Annotated in this window: 14 protein-coding genes; 6 read left to right on the forward strand and 8 right to left on the reverse strand. The window is 71.5% G+C overall.

All coding sequences use genetic code 11. The features are described from left to right. The 4 genes from ACW9J6_RS11195 to tesB form a co-directional block, all read right to left on the reverse strand. Positions 1-2516 (reverse strand): DNA translocase FtsK 4TM domain-containing protein (locus ACW9J6_RS11195; protein ID WP_457116551.1); only part of this gene is annotated, 2516 nt, incomplete at its 3' end. Between the two features lie 222 nt (positions 2517-2738). Then, positions 2739-4241: an ammonium transporter gene (locus ACW9J6_RS11200; protein WP_457116552.1), complete on the reverse strand. Its 1503-nt coding sequence runs from the start codon at positions 4239-4241 to the stop codon at positions 2739-2741. A 66-nt stretch (positions 4242-4307) separates the two neighbouring features. Beyond that, positions 4308-4646, reverse strand: coding sequence for a P-II family nitrogen regulator (locus ACW9J6_RS11205; protein WP_457116553.1), 339 nt, complete (start codon positions 4644-4646; stop codon positions 4308-4310). Positions 4647-5250: 604 nt separating this feature from the next. Continuing rightward, a complete protein-coding gene (gene tesB / locus ACW9J6_RS11210; RefSeq protein WP_457116554.1) occupies positions 5251-6126 on the reverse strand; it encodes an acyl-CoA thioesterase II in 876 nt (291 codons plus the stop codon). Between the two features lie 139 nt (positions 6127-6265). Between tesB and ACW9J6_RS11215 the strand changes: the two genes are divergently transcribed. Next, positions 6266-7507: an FAD-dependent monooxygenase gene (locus ACW9J6_RS11215; protein WP_457116555.1), complete on the forward strand. Its 1242-nt coding sequence runs from the start codon at positions 6266-6268 to the stop codon at positions 7505-7507. Here ACW9J6_RS11215 and ACW9J6_RS11220 read toward each other — a convergent pair. The 3 genes from ACW9J6_RS11220 to ACW9J6_RS11230 form a co-directional block, all read right to left on the reverse strand. Further along, positions 7463-7615 (reverse strand): hypothetical protein, encoded by a 153-nt coding sequence (locus tag ACW9J6_RS11220; protein WP_457116556.1) that lies wholly within the window; start codon positions 7613-7615, stop codon positions 7463-7465. The genes ACW9J6_RS11215 and ACW9J6_RS11220 overlap by 45 nt on opposite strands. Positions 7616-8176: 561 nt before the next feature. Continuing rightward, positions 8177-8803, reverse strand: a complete 627-nt coding sequence (locus tag ACW9J6_RS11225) for a DUF2155 domain-containing protein (RefSeq protein WP_457116557.1) — start codon at positions 8801-8803, stop codon at positions 8177-8179. A gap of 64 nt (positions 8804-8867) precedes the next feature. Continuing rightward, complete coding sequence (locus tag ACW9J6_RS11230) at positions 8868-9284, reverse strand: NADH:ubiquinone oxidoreductase subunit NDUFA12 (protein ID WP_457116558.1); 417 nt, start codon at positions 9282-9284, stop codon at positions 8868-8870. Positions 9285-9803: 519 nt separating this feature from the next. Here ACW9J6_RS11230 and ACW9J6_RS11235 point away from each other — a divergent pair. The 4 genes from ACW9J6_RS11235 to ACW9J6_RS11250 all read left to right on the forward strand — a co-directional run bounded on the left by ACW9J6_RS11235 (position 9804) and on the right by ACW9J6_RS11250 (position 17064). After that, positions 9804-13562 (forward strand): vitamin B12-dependent ribonucleotide reductase, encoded by a 3759-nt coding sequence (locus ACW9J6_RS11235; RefSeq protein WP_457116559.1) that lies wholly within the window; start codon positions 9804-9806, stop codon positions 13560-13562. A 195-nt stretch (positions 13563-13757) separates the two neighbouring features. Continuing rightward, a complete protein-coding gene (locus ACW9J6_RS11240) occupies positions 13758-14693 on the forward strand; it encodes a LysR substrate-binding domain-containing protein (protein WP_457116560.1) in 936 nt (311 codons plus the stop codon). Between the two features lie 242 nt (positions 14694-14935). Further along, entirely contained in the window at positions 14936-16129 is a 1194-nt protein-coding gene (locus ACW9J6_RS11245; protein WP_457116561.1) for an MFS transporter, read from the forward strand. Beyond that, positions 16126-17064, forward strand: coding sequence for an alpha/beta hydrolase family protein (locus ACW9J6_RS11250; protein ID WP_457116562.1), 939 nt, complete (start codon positions 16126-16128; stop codon positions 17062-17064). The genes ACW9J6_RS11245 and ACW9J6_RS11250 overlap by 4 nt, the downstream gene beginning before the upstream one ends. Positions 17065-17113: 49 nt before the next feature. Here the strand turns inward: ACW9J6_RS11250 and ACW9J6_RS11255 are convergent, their stop codons facing one another. Then, positions 17114-18385 (reverse strand): MFS transporter, encoded by a 1272-nt coding sequence (locus tag ACW9J6_RS11255; RefSeq protein WP_457116563.1) that lies wholly within the window; start codon positions 18383-18385, stop codon positions 17114-17116. A gap of 143 nt (positions 18386-18528) precedes the next feature. Between ACW9J6_RS11255 and ACW9J6_RS11260 the strand changes: the two genes are divergently transcribed. Then, positions 18529-19566 (forward strand): L-idonate 5-dehydrogenase, encoded by a 1038-nt coding sequence (locus ACW9J6_RS11260; protein ID WP_457116564.1) that lies wholly within the window; start codon positions 18529-18531, stop codon positions 19564-19566. The last annotated feature ends 11 nt before the right edge of the window (positions 19567-19577 follow it).

Consider the following 19577-nt stretch of genomic DNA (forward strand, 5'->3'; position numbering starts at 1 on the left):
CCGGCGTGGTTGGCGGGGCCGACGATGCCCTCCTTCTCCATCCGCTCCATCAGCGAGGCCGCCCGGTTGTAGCCGATCTGAAGCCGGCGCTGGATGTAGCTCGTCGACGCCTTCTTGTCCCGCAGCACCACCGCCACCGCCTGCTCGTAGAGGTCGGCTGCCGGGTCCGCGAAGGCGCCCTGGTCGAACACCGCGGTGTCGGCGACGGCGGCCTCGGCGCCGCCCTCCTCGCCCTCCTCGGCGGTGATCGCGTCGAGATAGGCCGGACGCCCCTGGCGCTTCAGATGCGCCACGATCGCCTCCACCTCGTCGTCCGACACGAACGGGCCGTGAACCCGCGTCGTCCGACCGCCGCCCGCCATGAACAGCATGTCGCCCTGACCCAGAAGCTGCTCGGCGCCCATCTCCCCCAGGATCGTCCGCGAGTCGATCTTCGACGTCACCTGGAACGAGATCCGGGTCGGGAAGTTCGCCTTGATCGTCCCGGTGATCACGTCCACCGACGGGCGCTGCGTCGCCATGATCAGGTGGATCCCCGCCGCCCGCGCCATCTGCGCCAGACGCTGGATCGCCCCCTCGATGTCCTTGCCGGCCACCATCATCAGGTCGGCCATCTCGTCCACGATCACCACGATGTAGGGCAGCGCGGACAGGTCCATCACCTCGTCCTCGTACACCGCCTCGCCCGTCTCCCGGTCGAACCCCGTCTGCACCGTCCGGGTGATCACCTCGCCCCGCTCGCGCGCCTCCGCCACCCGGGCGTTGAACCCGTCGATGTTGCGAACGCCGAGGCGCGCCATCTTCTTGTAGCGCTCCTCCATCTCGCGCACGGCCCACTTGAGGGCGATCACGGCCTTCTTGGGGTCGGTGACCACGGGCGAGAGCAGGTGCGGGATGCCGTCGTAGACGGAGAGCTCCAGCATCTTGGGATCGACCATGATCAGGCGGCACTCCTCGGGCTTCATGCGGTAGAGGAGGGAGAGGATCATGGTGTTGATGGCCACCGACTTGCCGGATCCGGTTGTGCCGGCGACGAGCAGGTGGGGCATGCGGGCGAGGTCGGCGATGATGGCCTCGCCGCCGATGTTCTTGCCGAGGCAGAGGGCGAGCTTCTGCTTGGTCTCGGCGAAGGCGGGACTGGAGAGGATCTCGCGCAGGTAGACGGTCTCGCGCTTGACGTTCGGGAGTTCGATGCCGATGGCGTTGCGGCCCTGGACGACGGCGACGCGGGCGGAGACCGCCGACATCGAGCGGGCGATGTCGTCGGCGAGCGAGATCACCCGCGAGGACTTGGTGCCCGGCGCCGGTTCGAGCTCGTAGAGGGTGACGACGGGCCCGGGCCGCACGGCCAGGATCTCGCCCCGCACCCCGAAATCCTCCAGGGTCGATTCGAGCAGGGTGGCGTTCTGCTCCAGGGCGTCCGAGGAGACCGCGGCGCTCGGCGAGGGGCCGCGGGGCTCCGCAAGGAGCGCCAGTGACGGCATCTCGTAGGCGTCCGGGTTCGCGGGCGGCGACGGGGCGGCGCGGCGGCCGGCGAGGGGCGCCGGCGGCGGCGCGACCCGGGGGCGCGGCGCGGGCTCGGCCGCCTCCGCCCGCGCGGCGGGGCCGGCGGGAAGCGGGTCGTCGAAGGTCGGCTCCCGGCGGACGGGCCCTGCGGGCGCGTCGTCCCAGGGGGCGTCGCCCTCCTCCGCGAAGACCCGGCGGGCGATCCGGGCCGGGGAGGCCTCGTCCGCCTCGTCCGGCGATGCGTCGAGGCGGGCGGCCCGCCAGGCCGCGACGCGCCCGGCGACGCGGTCGCGCGCGCCGAGGGCGAGCTGCGCCAGCGCGTCCAGGCTGGCGATGCCGACGCCGAGCCCCTCCTCCTCCGCGGAGCGGGACGCCGCCGGGCGGCGCCCGCGCGGCGGGAGGCGGCTCGGGGCCGCGAGGTAGGAATCGCCCTCGTCGTCCTCGTCCTCCTCCCCGTCGGCGAGGCTGCAGGCGGCCGTGAGGCACATCACCGCGGCGACCGCGTAGGCGAGGCCCGCCAGGGCGCCGAGCGGCCCCAGCACCGCCTTCACGGCGGCGAGCAGCGCGTCGCCGCCGACGCCGCCGAGGCCGGTCGGCAGCGGCCAGCGCGCGGTCGGCGGCAGCGCACTCGCCACCGCGCTCGCCGCCCCCGCGCCGGCGAGCCACAGGCCGAGCCGCGCCCGGAGCCGGCCGAGCCGGTGGCGGCGCAGCAGCCGCACGCCCCAGACGGCCAGGGGCAGCACGAAGGCCAGCGACCCGAAGCCGATCAGCTGCATGCCGAGGTCGGAGACGACGGCCCCCGGCGCGCCCAGCAGGTTGTGCGCCGGGCGGCTGGTGGCGTGGTTGAGGCTCGGATCCTCGATCGACCACGTGGCCAGGGCGACCACGAAGGCGCCCGAGCCGAGCAGGAGCGAGAGCCCCGCGAACTCGGTCACGCGCCGCTTCAGGAACGAGCGGAGCGTGTCGACCAGAGCATCGTAGGGCGATGCCGAACGGCGAAGCGAACGCATGCGAGAGCGAACCGGGTACGCGGAACTTGACGCACCCTACCGCGGCGGGAGTTAATGGGCGTTTAAGCCTAACTTTGGGAATACCTTCGAAATATCAATCTATTAATGCGGAACAACGCTCAGGCCGCGGCGTTACGGGCGGCGACGCGACGGGCCCCGGTCCGTGGAACCGGGGCCCGCCGTCGGCACGCGGGGCGGCCGCCCTCAGGGCGGCCGACCGGATCAGTAATTGTAGGCGCGCTCGCCGTGATCCGCGACGTCGAGGCCCTCGCGCTCCTCCTCCTGCGTGACGCGCAGGCCGACGATCAGGTCCACGACCTTGTAGAGGATCGCCGAGCCGACGCCCGACCACAGGATGGTGAAGCCGACCGCCTTGGCCTGGGACAGGAAGGCGGGGCCGAACTCGTAGGCCGCCGCGACCAGTTCGCCGGGCTTGGTGGCGTAGTCCGGCGCGCCGGTGCCGCCGAGCGCCGGGTTGACCAGGATGCCGGTCGCCAGGGCGCCGATGATCCCGCCCACGCAGTGCACGCCGAACACGTCGAGGGAGTCGTCGTAGCCGATGGCGTTCTTCACGGCCGAGCACATCAGGAAGCAGACGGCGCCCGCGACGAGGCCGAGCACGATCGAGCCCATCGGGCCGGCGAAGCCGCAGGCCGGGGTGACGGCGACGAGGCCGGCGACCGCGCCCGAGAGCATGCCGAGCAGCGACGGCTTGCCCTTGGCGGCCCACTCGACGAACAGCCAGGAGAGGCCCGCCGCGCAGGTCGCCACGAAGGTGTTGAGCATCGCCAGCGCGGCGCTGCCGTTGGCCTCCAGGTTCGAGCCGGCGTTGAAGCCGAACCAGCCCACCCAGAGCAGCGAGGCGCCGATCATGGTCATGGTGAGCGAGTGCGGGGCGAGCAGGTCGCGGCCGTAGCCGATGCGCTTGCCGATCAGCAGGGCGCCGACGATGCCCGCCATGCCGGCGTTGATGTGCACCACGGTGCCGCCCGCGAAGTCGAGCGCGCCCCACTTGAACAGCATGCCGGCATCCGCGTTGGCGGCGTCGAGGGCAGCCTGGGCGGTCTGCTTGGCGCTGTCCGTCGTCGCCGCGGCGAGCGCCTTGGCGGCGTTACCGACCGCGTCCGGGCCCGACCAGTACCAGACCATGTGCGCCATCGGGAAGTAGATGAACGTGACCCAGAGCGTCACGAACAGCAACAGGGCCGAGAACTTCATGCGCTCGGCGAAGGCGCCGACGATCAGCGCCGGCGTGATCATCGCGAACGTCATCTGGAAGCAGATGTAGACGTATTCGGGGATGTAGACGCCGTTGGAGAAGGTGGCGGCGGTCGAGTTCGGGTCGACGCCCTTCAGGAAGGCCTTGGAGAAGCCGCCGACGAAGTCGTTGAGGCCGCCGCCGTTGGTGAAGGACAGGCTGTAGCCGTAGAAGACCCAGAGGATGCCGACGAGGCTGACGATGGCGAAGACCTGGGTCAGCAGCGACAGCATGTTCTTGGTGCGGACGAGGCCGCCGTAGAACAGGGCGAGGCCGGGCACCGACATCAGCAGCACCATGGCCGAGGAGACGAGCATCCAGGCCGTGTCGCCCTTGTTGGGCACCGGCGCGGCGGCCGCGGCCGGCGCGGCCTCGGGGGCGGGCGACTGCGCCAGCGACGGCTCCACCAGGAGGAGCGCCAGTGCGGCGCCTCCCAGGCCGAGAGCCAGGAGGTTGCGAAGCTTCATGGAAACGGAACTCCCGATCGGTATCGTCACAAACGGGTCAGGTGGGCCGCCGGAGGGCGGAACGGATCACAGGGCGTCGGCGTCGGTCTCGCCGGTGCGGATGCGGACGGCCTTCTCGAGGGGCATGACGAAGATCTTGCCGTCGCCGATCTGCCCGGTGCGGGCCGCCGCCGCGATGGTGTCCACGACGCTGCCGACGAGGTCGCCGGCCACCGCCACCTCGATCTTCAGCTTGGGCAGGAAGCTCACCGCGTACTCGGCGCCGCGGTAGATCTCCGTATGGCCCTTCTGACGACCGTAACCCTTGACCTCGGTTACGGTCAGGCCGTGCACGCCGATGCTGGTGAGGGCGTCGCGCACCTCCTCCAGCTTGAACGGCTTGATGATGGCCATGACGATCTTCATGGGTCGTGCCCCCTTTCCGATTGGCTCCCGGTCTCCGCGCTCTCTGGCCCGGCCGGCGGCGTGAACTGGGAGGAGCGCCGCCACGGCGTTTCCCGGTCGGTCCCCGTCAAATCAAGGAACGTGCCACGAGACGACGTTCGTCCTTATGGACAAGCTGCCCGGTTCCTGGGCCTTTTGCGGAGATTCAAGCCGTTCCGGCCGGCATGGCCGGTGAAATACGATGCAAATGCTGATTTCATGGGCAATTCGGCGGTCGGTCGGTCGGCGCGAGGGCCGGAGGGAGGGGCTGCGCGCCGCGCCTCTCGTCCTCACGCGGCACGGCTGTCCGGGGGAGGACGCGGGCCTGTTCTCAGCGCTTCAGTCTGCAAAAAGGGCTGACTTGACAGAACGCTACGCCAGTCTACGGCGCGCCGGATCCCTTCTCCCCGCTCGGGCTGACATCGTCACACGTTGCGGTTGGGACGCCTGACGCTTTGCGGATGCGGCGCCATCTCGACCGCTTGGTGCCTTGCGGCGACGTGTGAAGCCGCAAGCCCCCTCGAACAGAGGGGAGACGCGCCTCGCCTCGTTCCCGAATCGCCACGCGCGGCAGGGAGGGCTCGGCCTAAGCCTTCGCCTCTTCGGCCACCGGCCGGATCAGCCCCTCCTGGGCCACCGAGGCCACGAGCGTGCCGTCGCGGGTGAAGATCAGCCCCCGCGCGAAGCCGCGGGCGCCCGATGCGCTCGGGCTGTCCTGGGCGTAGAGGAGCCACTCGTCGGCCCGGAACGGACGGTGGAACCACAGGGCGTGGTCGAGGCTCGCGGGCTGGATGCTGCGCTCGAACACGGTGCGCCCGTGCGCGGCGAGCGAGGTGTCGAGGAGCGTCATGTCGGAGGCGTAGGCGAGCACGCTCTGGTGCACGGCCGGATCGTCGGGAAGCGGCGCCGTGGCGCGGATCCAGACGTTGAACCGCGGCGGGTGAGGCTCGCGGGAGGTGTAGCGTGCCATCTCGACGGCGCGCAGTTCGATCGGCCGCTCGCGCTCGAAATAGGCGCGCACGGCGTCGGGCATGCCGGGCATGATCGACGCCTTGAGGCCGCTCTCGTCGGCGAGCGCCTCGGGCATCGGCACGTCGGGCATCGGCATCCTGTGGTCGAACCCGGGCTCGTCCTTGTGGAAGGAAGCCGACATCGAGAAGATCGGCCGCCCGTGCTGGATCGCCGTGACGCGCCGCGTGGTGAAGCTGCCCCCGTCGCGGATGCGGTCGACCTCGTAGATGATCGGCACCCGCGGGTCGCCGCCGAGCAGGAAGTAGGCGTGGAGCGAGTGCGGCCGCCGCTCCGCCGGGACGGTGCGGGTCGCCGCCACCAGGGCCTGGCCGATCACCTGGCCGCCGAAGACGCGCTGCCAGCGATCCTTGGGGGAGCGTCCGCGGAACAGGTTCTGCTCCAGCTGCTCCAGGTCGAGGAGGCCGAGGAGGTCGTCGACCGCGCGCGTCATCGCCGTCTCGCGTCAGGCCGCCCGGCGGGCGGGGAGGGGCGATCTGGCGCGGGGGGGCCTGCGGCGTCAAGCGGCGGCGGCGCGGCCGCCGTGCTATGGCGGGCCCGTTGCGGCGGGGCCGCGGCCGAAGGAGGAGCGCATGGCGGGACCGGCTCGGGAGATCGTCGTCGCGGGGGGCGGGCTGCCCGGCCTGTCGCTCGCGCTCGCCTTGCGGCGGGCGCTCGGCGAGGCGGTGCGGGTCACGGTCTGCGATCCGGCCTTCGCCCGCACCTCCCCCTCGCCCGACCTGCGCGCCTACGCGGTGGCGGCGAGCGCCCGGCGCATGCTGGACCGCCTCGGCGTCTGGGAGGCGGTGGCGGGGGGCGCCCAGCCGATCCGCGAGATGGTCATCACCGACAGCCGCCTCTCGGACCCGGTGCGGCCGGCCTTCCTGACCTTCGCGGGCGAGGTCGAGGAGGGCGAGCCCTTCGCGCACATGATCGAGGGCGGCGCGCTCCTCGACGCCCTGCGGCGGGAGGCGTCCGCCGCGGGCGCCGTCCTCGACGCGACGCCCGTCGCCGCGGCGGCACCGGAGCGCGACGCCACGGAGGCCCGGCTGAAGGACGGGCGGATTCTGCGCGCCAGCCTCGTGGTCGCCGCCGACGGCGCCCGTTCGCGCCTGCGCGAGGCGGCCGGGATCACCTGGATCGGCTGGTCCTATCCCCAGTCGGGCATCGTCGCGACCGTGTCGCACGAGCGCGACCACGAGGGGCGGGCGATCGAGCATTTCCTGCCCTCCGGCCCCTTCGCGGTGCTGCCGCTCACGCCCGGCGGCGCCCTCGGCCACCGCTCCTCGATCGTCTGGACCGAGCGCCAGGCGGACGTGCCGGCCCTCCTCGGCGGCGGGCCGGAGGACGCGCTGGCGGAGGTCGAGCGCCGCTTCGGCCTCACCCTGGGGCGCCTCGCCCTCGAGACCGGCCTGCGGGCCTACCCGCTGGCATTCGGGGTCGCCCGGCGCTTCCACGGCTCTCGGCTCGCGCTGCTGGGCGACGCGGCCCACCTCATCCACCCGATCGCCGGCCAGGGCCTCAATCTCGGCCTCAAGAGCGCGGCGTCCCTGGCCGAGGCGCTGGTCGACACGATGCGGCTCGGCCTCGATCCGGGCGCGCCGGACGCCCTCGATGCCTACGACCGCGACCGCCGGGCCGACACCCTGGCCATGGGGGCGGCGACGGACGGGCTCAACCGGCTGTTCTCGAACGACGCCCTGCCGGTGCGCCTCGCGCGCGATTTCGGCCTTGGGCTCGTGGACCGGATGCCGGCGCTCAAACGCCTGTTCATCCGGGAGGCGGCGGGCCTACGCGGCGCGCAGCCCCGGCTGATGCGCGGCGAGGCCCTCTGAGGCGGCGCGCAGGTCCGTGCACAGGATCGCGGCGGCGATGTAGCCCGCCAGCGAGACCGCCACGCGGTCGGGGCGGATCGGTTGCGCGAAATGGGCGCTGACGCTCATGACGGTTCCTCCGATTCGGGTCAGGGGATCAGACGCCCGATCGGGGCGGAAGGGAAGCCCGGGCCGGCTCACGGGTGCTCGATCGTCAGGCGCGGCCGGGGGCTCGGTATCACGGCGTCCTAATTGTCCCGCGCACAGGAACTTCCGTATTTACGTCTCTTGAACTCGCTCGTCAGCGCAACGGATCCGGCAAGCATACCACTCCTCATGCTGAGGTGCGACCGCAGGGAGCCTCGAAGCACCCCTGACCGTCAATCCAAGACAAAAGGCTGCCTGGATAGGCTGTTCTGGTGTGCTTCGAGGCTCCCTGCGGTCGCACCTCAGCATGAGGGGGTGAATTGTCCGCCAACAGCGGGGTCTGATGGTGTAGCTTGTCTTAGGCTTCATGAACATCGATCGAGTCGTGCGATCGCTTCTGATGCTGTATGCACGCGCTGACCTGAAGGCGATCATGCCGATCTTTCGGTGGACCTTCGTCAGGCTGCGCCCGCTCTCACCCGCAGAGGAGACGGGTTCACGGAGGGGTCCGCTCCACGTCCCTTGTTCGCCGCCCGGAGGCGCTCAGCGCGGGTCCGAGTTGAAGAAATTCGGGGCGTCGTTGGTCGGGAAGAAGCGCCGCGAGGGTGTCTGGCGCGGCTGCACGGGCGTGCCGCGCAACGGGGCCACGTCGACCTGGCCCTCGCGGTTGACAGGCTGCGAGCGCCGCGCCTCCTGCTGGCCCGGATCGCGGCGCCGGCGCTCGGGCTTGGCCGCGACCACGGGCGCGTCGTCCTGCTCCTTCGCCTCCGCGATGACGTCCGTGCCGCCTTTGCAGTCGACGAGCCAGACGTCGTAGATCGGGTGCTCGATCGCGTGCAGGCCCGGGCTCGACGCGAACATCCAGCCGGTGAAGATCCGCCGGTACTTGTTCTCCAGCGTGACCTCGTCGACCTCCAGGAAGGCCGTCGTCTTGGCGCTCTCGGTGGGCGGGCGGGAGTAGCAGACCCGCGGCGTGAGCTGCAGCGCGCCGAACTGAACGGTCTCGTCCACCGCGACCTCGAAGGTCACGATGCGGCCGGTGATCTTGTCGAGGCCGGAGAAGACCGCGGTCGGGTTGCGGATCTTGTCCGCCTGCGCGGCCGTCGCGGCGCCCGCGAGGCAGAGACACAGCGCCGTGCGGGCGGCGGATCGGGCGGTGATGCGGCTCAACGCGGACACTCCTCGGCTCCCCGCTCTCTCCCCCCGAAGGGTGGTGGAAAAAGGGCGGGGGCGCCTACTCGCCCGGCGTCCAGGGCACGTAGTCGCCGGTGGCGGCCGGGCGCAGGCCGTAGGAGAGCTGCGAGCCGCGCGGCCGGTAGGCCGCGACCGTGCCGGTGAGGTTCGGCTCGAAGGGCTTCTCCCACTCGCGCGGGACGTAGGTCTCCTCGCTCGGCGGCACATCGACCGTGTGGCTGAGCCAGCCGCGCCAGCCCGGCGGCACTTTCGAGGCGTCCGCCTCGCCGTTGTAGATCACCCAGCGCCGCTCCGTCCCGACCGAGGGGTCGATCATCGGCCCCTGCGCCCGGTAGTAGCGGTTGCCGAACTCGTCGGTGCCCACGTGCGCGCCGTGGCGCTTGGTGTAGAATTCCAGCCCCACGGTGGAGCCGCTCCACCACGTGAAGATCCGGAGCAGGGTGTCTCGCAGCGCCATCGCGGCCGTCTCGTCGCTCGCCCGGGCGCGATCCCGCACCCCGATTTGCGGCGGACTATGGTGACGCGGCGGTGGGTTGTCCAGCCGCTCCGCGTCGCAGGCCCCGGGGGGCCAAAATGTTGCGAATTTGCATCGAATGCGCCGGACCCGGGGCCTCGGATCCGGGGGATGACCGGTGCATGGAAAAATTTCCAGGGCGAATCCCGGAGGCCCGATGCGGGGTTACCGACCCCGGTCGAGATATCCACAGGAATTGGCTCGCCGGCACAACATCTAGCGGGGAACGGCCCCGCCCCACACTAGTTGTTGACGCGGAGCCCCGAAGCTCGGTAGCTTGCCCGCAGGTTGGACGACCGGTTCGCCGGCTCACCGTCCACCAGCCGCGCGGCGGGAAGCTGCGGACGGCGCACCCTGGCGCGCGTTGATGCGCCGGGGCGAGGCATCCTGAACCATGCTGGGCGAACGGCCGCGCGGATCGCGGTTCGGGTTGTCGTGTCTTTATGCGGGAGAGGACATTCTATGCGGATCGAGCGGCGCATCACGACGGCCGGACAATCCCCCTATGCCGATATTCCGTTCCGGAAAGCGGTCAGTGAGATCCGCAATCCCGACGGCTCGGTCGTGTTCCGCCTCGACGGCATCGACGTGCCGGAGGCCTGGAGCCAGGTCGCCTGCGACGTGCTGGCCCAGAAGTACTTCCGCAAGGCGGGCGTGCCGGCCGCGCTCAAGCGCGTCGAGGAGACCGGAATCCCCTCCTTCCTGTGGCGCTCGGTGCCCGACGAGGCGGCGCTGGCGGACCTGCCCGAGGAGGCGCGCACCGGCTCCGAGACCTCCGCGACCCAGGTCTTCGATCGGCTGGCCGGCTGCTGGACCTACTGGGGCTGGAAGGGCGGCTACTTCACCAGCGAGGAGGATGCGAGCGCGTTCTTCGACGAATTGCGCGCCATGCTCGCCCGCCAGATGGTGGCGCCGAACTCCCCGCAATGGTTCAACACCGGCCTGCACTGGGCCTACGGCATCGACGGCCCCAGCCAGGGCCACTACTACGTCGATTACCGCAGCGGCGAGCTGACGAAGTCGGCGACCGCCTACGAGCACCCGCAGCCCCACGCCTGCTTCATCCAGTCCGTGCAGGACGACCTCGTCAACGAGGGCGGCATCATGGACCTGTGGGTGCGCGAGGCGCGCCTGTTCAAGTACGGCTCGGGCACCGGCTCGAACTTCTCGGCCCTGCGCGGCGAGAACGAGAAGCTCGCCGGCGGCGGGCGCTCGTCGGGCCTGATGAGCTTCCTCAAGATCGGCGACCGGGCGGCGGGCGCCATCAAGTCGGGCGGCACCACGCGCCGCGCCGCCAAGATGGTGATCGTCGACATCGACCATCCGGACGTGGAATCCTTCATCGACTGGAAGGTGAAGGAGGAGCAGAAGGTCGCCGCCCTCGTCACTGGCTCCAAGGTCGCCGCGAAGCACCTCAAGGCGGTGATGCGCGCCTGCGTGAACTGCGAGGCGGAGGGCGACGCCTGCTTCGATCCCGAGCGCAACCCGGCCCTCAAGCGCGAGGTCAAGGCGGCCCGCCGCGCCATGGTGCCGGACGCCTACATCAAGCGCGTGATCCAGTCCGCCCGCCAGGGCGCCACCGAGGTCGACTTCCCGATCTTCGACACCGACTGGGATTCCGAGGCCTACCTGACGGTCTCGGGCCAGAACTCCAACAACTCGGTCTCGCTCACCGACGCCTTCCTGCGCGCCGTCGAGGCGGATGAGGATTGGCAGCTCACCACCCGCATCGGCGGCAAGGTCGCCAAGACGGTCAAGGCCCGCGACCTCTGGGAGAAGATCGGCGCGGCCGCCTGGGCCTCGGCCGATCCGGGCCTGCACTTCAACACCACCATGAACGACTGGCACACCTGCCCGTCGGGCGGCCGGATCCGGGCCTCGAACCCGTGCTCCGAGTACATGTTCCTGGACGACACCGCCTGCAACCTCGCCTCGGCGAACCTGCTGGCGCTCTACGACCGGCAGGCCAAGAGCTTCGACGTCGAGGCCTACGAGCATCTCTGCCGGCTCTGGACCGTCGTCCTCGAGATCTCGGTGATGATGGCGCAGTTCCCGAGCCGGGAGATCGCCGACCTCTCCTACAAGTACCGCACGCTGGGCCTCGGCTACGCCAATGTCGGCGGGCTGCTGATGACCATGGGCCTTCCTTACGACTCGCGGGAGGGGAGGGCGCTCGCCGGCGCGCTGACCGCGATCATGACGGGCGTCGCCTACGCCACCTCGGCCGAGATGGCGCGGGAGCTCGGGCCCTTCCCGGCCTACGAGGAGAATGCCGACGCGATGCTGCGCGTGATCCGCAACCATCGCCGGGCGGCGCACGGCGAGGCGGAGGGCTACGAGTTCCTCAACACCAAGCCGGTGCCGCTCGACCACGCGGCCTGCCCGCTGCCCGGCCTCGTCGCCCACGCGACGCGGGCCTGGGACCGGGCGCTGGCGCTCGGCGAGGAGCACGGCTACCGCAACGCGCAGTCGACCGTGATCGCGCCGACCGGCACGATCGGCCTGGTGATGGATTGCGACACCACCGGCATCGAGCCCGACTTCGCGCTGGTGAAATTCAAGAAGCTCGCGGGCGGCGGCTACTTCAAGATCATCAACCGGGCGGTGCCGGACGCCCTGCGGGCGCTGGGCTACCGGGAGAGCGAGATCGCCGAGATCGAGGCCTTCGCGGTGGGCCACGGCTCGCTCGGCCAGGCGCCGGGCGTCAACCCGGGCAGCCTTCGCGCCAAGGGCTTCACCGACGAGAAGATCGCGGCGGTCGAGGCGGGGCTGAAATCGGCCTTCGACATCAAGTTCGTGTTCAACCGCTGGACGCTGGGCGACGACTTCCTGACCCAGACCCTGAAGGTCCCGGCGGAGAAGCTCGCCGACCCGACCTTCGACCTCTTGGCCCATCTCGGGTTCGGCAAGCGCGAGGTCGAGGCGGCCAACATCCACGTCTGCGGGGCGATGACGCTCGAGGGCGCGCCGCACCTGAAGCGTGAGCACTACGCGGTGTTCGACTGCGCCAACCCGTGCGGCCGCACGGGCAAGCGCTACCTCTCGGTCGAGAGCCACATCCGCATGATGGCGGCGGCGCAGCCATTCATCTCGGGGGCGATCTCCAAGACCATCAACATGCCGAACGACGCCACGGTGGAGGATTGCAAGGAGGCCTACCGGCTGTCCTGGACGCTGGGCCTCAAGGCCAACGCCCTCTACCGCGACGGCTCGAAGCTCTCGCAGCCCCTCAACGCCGCGCTCATCGCCGACGACGACGCGGAGGAGGTCGAGGAGGCGGTCGAGGCGCTGATCGCCCAGCCGGCGGCGGCGCGCAGCGCCGCGGTGGCCGAGAAGATCGTCGAGCGGGTGATCGAGCGCATCGAGCGCATCCGCTCGCGGGAGAAGATGCCGGACCGGCGCAAGGGCTACACCCAAAAGGCGCGGGTCGGCGGGCACAAGGTCTACCTGCGCACCGGCGAGTACGACGACGGCCGCCTCGGCGAGATCTTCATCGACATGCACAAGGAGGGCGCCGCCTTCCGCTCGCTGATGAACAACTTCGCCATCGCGATCTCGCTCGGCCTGCAATACGGCGTGCCGCTGGAGGAATACGTCGACGCCTTCACCTTCACCCGCTTCGAGCCGGCGGGCTTCGTGCAGGGCAACGACGCGATCAAGAACGCGACCTCGATCCTCGACTACGTGTTCCGGGAACTGGCGATCTCCTATCTCGGCCGGACCGACCTCGCCCATGTCGACCCCTCCGAGATCGGCTCGACCGTGATGGGCGGCGGCACGGCGCAGTCGAAGGCGCCGAGCCCGGAGCCGGTGGTGGCGAACAGTGTCGTGTCGCGCGGCCTGCTGCGCGGCTCGGCCGACCGGCTGACCCTGATCCATGGCGGGCCGGCCGGCACGACCTCCGGGGTGGCGGCGCCGTCGACGGGCGTCTCTGCGCCGGCGGGCGGCAGCGTTCACGCGGTGCGGGGCACGGTGGCGCTCAAGACCGAGCCGACCCTCGCCGGCCGAATCGACGCGCTCGCCGAGGCGCTGCCCTTCGCCAAACCGGAGCTCAAGGTGGCGGAGCCCAAGGTCGAGCGCAGCGTCGCCGACCGCCGGGCCGAGGCGAAGATGAAGGGCTATGTCGGCGAGGCCTGCCCGGAATGCGCGAACTTCACGCTCGTGCGCAACGGGACCTGCCTGAAGTGCGACACCTGCGGGAGCACGACGGGGTGCAGCTGAGGGCGGTCAGAGGCTGCGCGTCCCCGCGATCGGCCTTGGCGTCACGCGCCCCGGATTGACCAGACTTGTAAAGACGATGGGCGGCCCGGTCCGGGCCGCCCATCGTCTTTTCCGATCAAGCCGCTCAGCATAGCGTTGGGGCACTCGAACACCCTCCTCGACGGCGAGCCGCCGTCGGCCCCACCCGAGTGTCCCATGCGGCCCCGAACGCCACCCCTCTCGGCCCTCAGACTGTTCGACGCGGCCGGCCGGCATCTCAGCTTCGCCCGCGCAGCCTCGGAGCTGAACCTCACGCCGAGCGCCGTGAGCCACGGCATCGTCGGCCTCGAGAAGGCGCTGGGAGTGAAGCTGTTCATCCGGGAGCCCGGCCGGCTCGCGCTGACGCGCGAGGGCGCGGATTACCTCACCTACGTGTCCGAGGCGCTGTCGATCATCCAGATCGGAACCCGGCGCCTGCCGCCGCCGCGCGCCGGCCGAACCCTCGCCATCAGCTGCGCCCCGACCCTGGCGTCGCGGTGGCTGCTGCCCCGGCTCCCCGCCTTTCGCGCCCGCCACCCGCGGATCGCGGTCCGGATCGACACCTCGCACAGGCACGTCGGATTTCCGATCGACGGCTTCGACTTCGCCATCCGCATGAGCCGCAACCCGGCCGCGATGCTGCGCGGGACACGCCTCTTCGACGACTGGCTCGTTCCCGTCTGCAGCCCCGCCTATCGCGACGCGCAGGCCGGGCGGGACGGCGCGGTCGATTGGCGCCGGGCCACGCTCATCCACGTCACGTCCATCACGGAGGATTGGCAGGCGTGGTTCGACGCGACGGGGGAGGCCGAGCCCCCGTCGGGCGACAGCCTGCATGTCGACACGTTCGGGCTCTCGCTCGAAGCCGCCGCGGCGGGCCTGGGCATCGCGCTCGGCCGGAGATCGCTGATGGACCGGGAGGTCCGGGATCGCACGCTCGTCGCCGTCGGGCCCGCCCGTCCGGCCGCGACGTCGCACTGGCTCGTCAGCCCGGAGAAGGGCGACGAGCATCGCGATCTCGCCGATTTCCGGGACTGGCTGCTGGCGGAGGCCGAGCGCTTCGCGGCCGATCAGCGGGAGCGCTTCCCGTTCGGACCCGCCGACGAGGGCTAAATAGAACGCGCTCGCAAAGCATTGTCATTATCGCCGGGGGATCAATCCGATTTGGCATGAGATCCAAGCGGGCGCGCCGCCAAGGGCCGTCCCCCCGCCCATGAGCGCCGCTCACCGCCCGAGGAGATGTTCTCGTTTGCGGCCCCGGGACCCGACTGCGATCGTCCCCGCGAAGGAGACGGCGAATGGCGACGATCGGGACAACGCGAGGAACTGGCGGAGGCGGGACGCGCGCCCTGCTCATGGCGGCTGCGGCGGGTCTGGTCCTCAGCGGTGCGATGGGGATCCGGCAGACCTTCGGGCTGTTCCTCGGGCCCTTCTCCCTGGAGACCGGCATCCCGGTGGCGACGACCGCCCTCGCCATCGCCCTGCACAATCTCGTCTGGGGGATCGCGCAGCCCTTCGCGGGTGCGGCGGCGGACCGCTACGGCGCCGCCCCGGTCATCGCGCTCGGCGCCCTCGTCTACGCAGGCGGCCTCGCCCTGACCGCGCTCGCGCCGTCGGCGCCGACGCTCCTGGTCGGGCTGGGCCTGATGGTCGGTCTCGGGATCAGCGGCACGAGCTTCGGCGTCGTCCTGACCGCCGTCGGCCGGGCCTCGACGCCCGAGCGGCGCAGCACGGCTTTGGGGCTCGCGAGCGCCGGCGGCTCGTTGGGGCAAGTCCTGCTCGTGCCGGTCGCGCAGTCGATCACGGCGGTCGCGGGCATGAGTGCGGCCCTCCTCGCGCTGGCCGGAATCATCGTGGCGGTCGCGCCGCTCGGGATCTGGCTCGATCGTCGCCCCCGGAGCGACGCTCCCGAGATTCGGTCGGCGGCCGGCACCTTGTCCGATGCGATCGCACGGGCCGGGCGGAACCCGGGCTACCGGCTCCTCACGCTCGGTTTCTTCACCTGTGGCTTCCAGCTCGCCTTCATCGCGACGCACCTTCCCGGATACCTCGCCCTCTGCCACATGCCGGTCGGCCTGAGCGCGACGGCCCTGGCGCTGATCGGCCTGTTCAACATGGTCGGCAGCTGGGCCTGCGGCTGGCTCGGCGGGCGGTTCCGGCCGCAGCACGTGCTGGGCTGGCTCTACGTCGTCCGGGGACTCGCGATCGGCGCCTTCGCCGTCGCGCCGAAATCCGAGGCCGTCGTCGTCCTCTTCGCCGCCGTGATGGGCCTGACCTGGCTCGGCACGGTGCCGCTCACGAGCGGCCTCGTCGCGAGGGTCTTCGGGGTCGCTCACCTCGGCACGTTGTTCGGCATCGTCTTCCTGAGCCACCAGGTCGGATCGTTCCTCGGCGCCTGGCTCGGCGGCGTGGTCCTGGACGTCACCGGCTCCTACGACCTGGTCTGGGGGGCCACGGCCCTGGCGGGGCTGGTCGCCGCGCTGCTCCACTTCCCGATCGACGACCGGCCGGTCCTCCTCGGCCGGCCTCTCGCGGCGAGGGCCCGATGAGCCGCACCGTCGACGCGCCCGTCGCGGGCGGCGCCCTCTTGCCCGAGGCCGTGGCCATCGCGTGCCGCGACGGCTACGTCCTGCACGGTCATCTCTGGCGCCCGGAGGACGGGACGGCGCCGCTCCACGGCACGGTGATCGTCAACCCGGCGACCGGGGTCCTCGCGCGCTCCTATCACGCCTACGCGCGGTTCCTGGCCCGGCACGGCTTCGCGGTCCTCACCTACGACTACCGGGGGATCGGCGCGTCGCGCCCGCCGAGCCTCCGGCGCTGCGGCATCCGCTGGCGGGACTGGGGCGAACTGGACGTCGACGCCGCCCTGCGCTGGGCGCACGACCGCCGGTCCGGCCCCGTCGCGGTCGTCGGCCACAGCATCGGCGGAGTCCTGCCCGGCTTCGCGGCGGCCGCCCCTCTGGCGGACCGCATCCTGACGGTTGGCGCGCAATTCGCCTACCGGAAGGACTACGCGCCGCGCCACCGGCTGCGCATGACCGCGAAGTGGCACGTCGCGATGCCGCTGGTGACGGCCGTCGCGGGCTACTTTCCCGGGCGCCGCCTGGGATGGCTGGAGGATCTTCCGGCCGGTGTCGTCTACGAGTGGAGCTTCCGGCGCGCCGACATGGCGGCGAGCTATCCGGCGCACGAGCGCGCGGGGATCCTCGCCCGTTTCGCGGCCGTGACCGCACCGATCCTCGCCGTCGGGGTGACGGACGACGCGTTCGGAACCCCGGCGGCGATCCGGCGGGGGCTGCGCCCCTACACGGGGAGCCCGCGCATCCAGGTCTGCCTGAGCCCGGACGATGTAGGCGTCGCGGCGATCGGCCATTTCGCCCTGTTCCAATCCCGCAGGAGCGGCAGGTTCTGGGCCGACACCCTGGCCTGGCTGCGCGAGGGCCGGAATCCCTGGCCGCACGCGGTCGTCGAGGCAGGCTGACGCGGGCGCACCCTGCTCGGCGCTCGCCGGCGCGGGGTGATCCCGCGCCTCAGGCCGCCCGCGCGACCGCGGCCGCCTGCGCCGGCCGCACGAAGGCCGCGACCGTGATCACCCCGAGGACCGCGATCGCGCCGGCGAGCGCGAAGGCGCTGGTGAAGGAGCCGGTCGCCTGGACCATGTAGCCCGTCACGGCCGGGCCGATGATGCCCGCGGTGTTCGCCAGCGCGTGGACGAAGCCGCCCACGGCGCCCACATGCGCCGCGGGCACCGTGTCCTGGATGATCGCCCAGTAGAGGCTGCCTGTCAGGTAGAGGGCGCAGACCGCGACCGCGACCAGCGTGACGGCCCCCACCGCGCCCGTCATGAACCCGGCCGCGATGATCGCCAGCGCGGCCGTCCCGAGGCAGGCCGTCAGGATGACCTTGCGGGAGAACAGCGCGTCGCCGGTGCGCCGGTAGAGGGCGTCGGACAGGAAGCCGCCGCCGATCAGGCCGACGCAGCCCAGCACCCACGGGATCACCGTGACGAGGCTCATCTCGCGCATCGAGAGGCCCCGCGCCATGGTGAGGTAGCTCGGGAACCAGGTCAGGAAGAAGAACAGGATGTAGTTGTAGCCGAAGAAGGCGAAGCCCGTCGCCAGCACGATCGGGTTGCGCAGGTAGCGGCCGAGCCCGGCCGAGGCGCCCTCGGCGGCGAGCGCCGCGGGGCGGTCCGCCGCGATCGCCCGGCGCTCCTCCGCGCCGACGCGGGGGTCGGTCTCCGGGGCGTTGCTCGCGAGGGCGAGCCAGAAGACCAGCCACACGAGGCCGATCGCCGCCACCACGAAGAAGGCGATCCGCCAGCCGAACTGCGCGACGCACAGGCCCACGAGCGGCCCGGCGATGGCGCCGCCGAGCGGCGTGCCCCCGTTGGCGATGCCGATCGCGGCGCCCGCCTCGCGGCGCGGAAACCAGTTGCTGACCATCTTGTTCGCGGTCGCGGAGAACGGGCCCTCGCCGATGCCGAAGCCGATGCGGATCAGCATCATCGATAGGAAGCCGGCCGCCAGCCCGGTGAGGGCGCAGAAGGCCGACCACACCGCCATCGACAGGCCGAAGACCCGGAACGGCCCGGCCCGGTCCGCCAGGTAGCCGCCGATGAAGTTGAAGATCGCGTAGCCGAAGAAGAAGCTGCTGAAGATCAGCCCCATCTCGCCCGGGGAGAGCCCGAGGTCGTCCCGCACGGCCGGTGCCGCGATCGAGAGCGCCGCGCGGTCCATGTAGTTGATGATCCCGGCGCTGAACAGCAGCGCGATGACGAGATGGCGGCGCTTGCGGAACATGCGATTCCTCCCCCTGGCCCGCATCGCCGATGCGCGTCGGCGGGGCGGGCGAGGCGCCACGGGCCGACGGCTCGGCGGTTGACGCTGATCCTGCATTCTACCATTCTAGAATGTCAAGAGACTGACTCTGGGGAGTGATTGCCATGCGCGCCTGCGTGCTCCATGCCGCCGAGGATCTGAGGCTCGAGGAGCGGTCGGACCCCGCGCTGGGTCCCGGCGACGTCCGCGTCCGCGTGCGCGCGGGCGGGATCTGCGGCTCCGACCTGCACTATTTCTTCCACGGGCGGGTCGGGGATTTCGTGCTGCGCGACCCGCTGATTCCCGGCCACGAATTCGCCGGCGAGGTCGTCGAGACGGGATCCGCGGTCGGCCGCGTCCGGATCGGGCAGAAGGTCTGCGTCAACCCGGCCCGCGCCTGCCTGCATTGCGCGCGCTGCCGCGAGGGCCGGCCGAACCTGTGCGAGAACGTGTTCTTCATGGGCAGCGCCAGCAAGGTCCCGCACATGCAGGGGGGCTTCGCCGAGCACGCCGTGGTGGCTGAGGGGCAGTGCTTCCCGGTGGCGGGTGACCTGCCCTTCGCCGAGATGGCCTTCGCCGAGCCGTTGGCGGTCGCGCTCCACGCCGCGTCGCGCGCCGGCTCCCTGCTGGGGCGCCGGGTGCTGGTGACGGGGGCGGGCCCGATCGGGCTGCTGGTGGTCCTGGCCGCGCGCCGCGCCGGCGCGGCCCACGTGGCGGTCACCGACCTGCTCGACGCGCCGCTCGCGGCGGCGCGCCGGATCGGCGCCGACGCGACTGTGAACGTGGCGGGTGGCCCCGCGGCCTTGGCCGCGGCCGCGGCGGAGCGGGGCGGCTACGACGTCGCCTTCGAGGCGTCGGGGGCCGCGCCCGCCCTCAACGCCGCGATCCTGGCCGTGCGGGCCGGCGGGATCGTCGTCCAGGTCGGGTCCCTGCCCGGCGGCGAGAGCCCGGTCCTCGCCAACCGGATCATGGCGCGGGAACTCGACCTGCGCGGCGCCTTCCGGTTCGGCGAGGTGTTCGGCGACGCCGTGGCCTGCATCGAGAGCCGCGTCATCGACGTCCGCCCGCTCCTCACGGCCCGCTTCGGCATGGAGGAGGCCGCCGCCGCCTTCGCGGCCGCCCGCGACCGGACGCGCAACCTGAAGGTGGTGATCTCGTTCTGACCGGCGCGCGC

This window comes from Methylobacterium sp. JK268 (assembly GCF_054052225.1).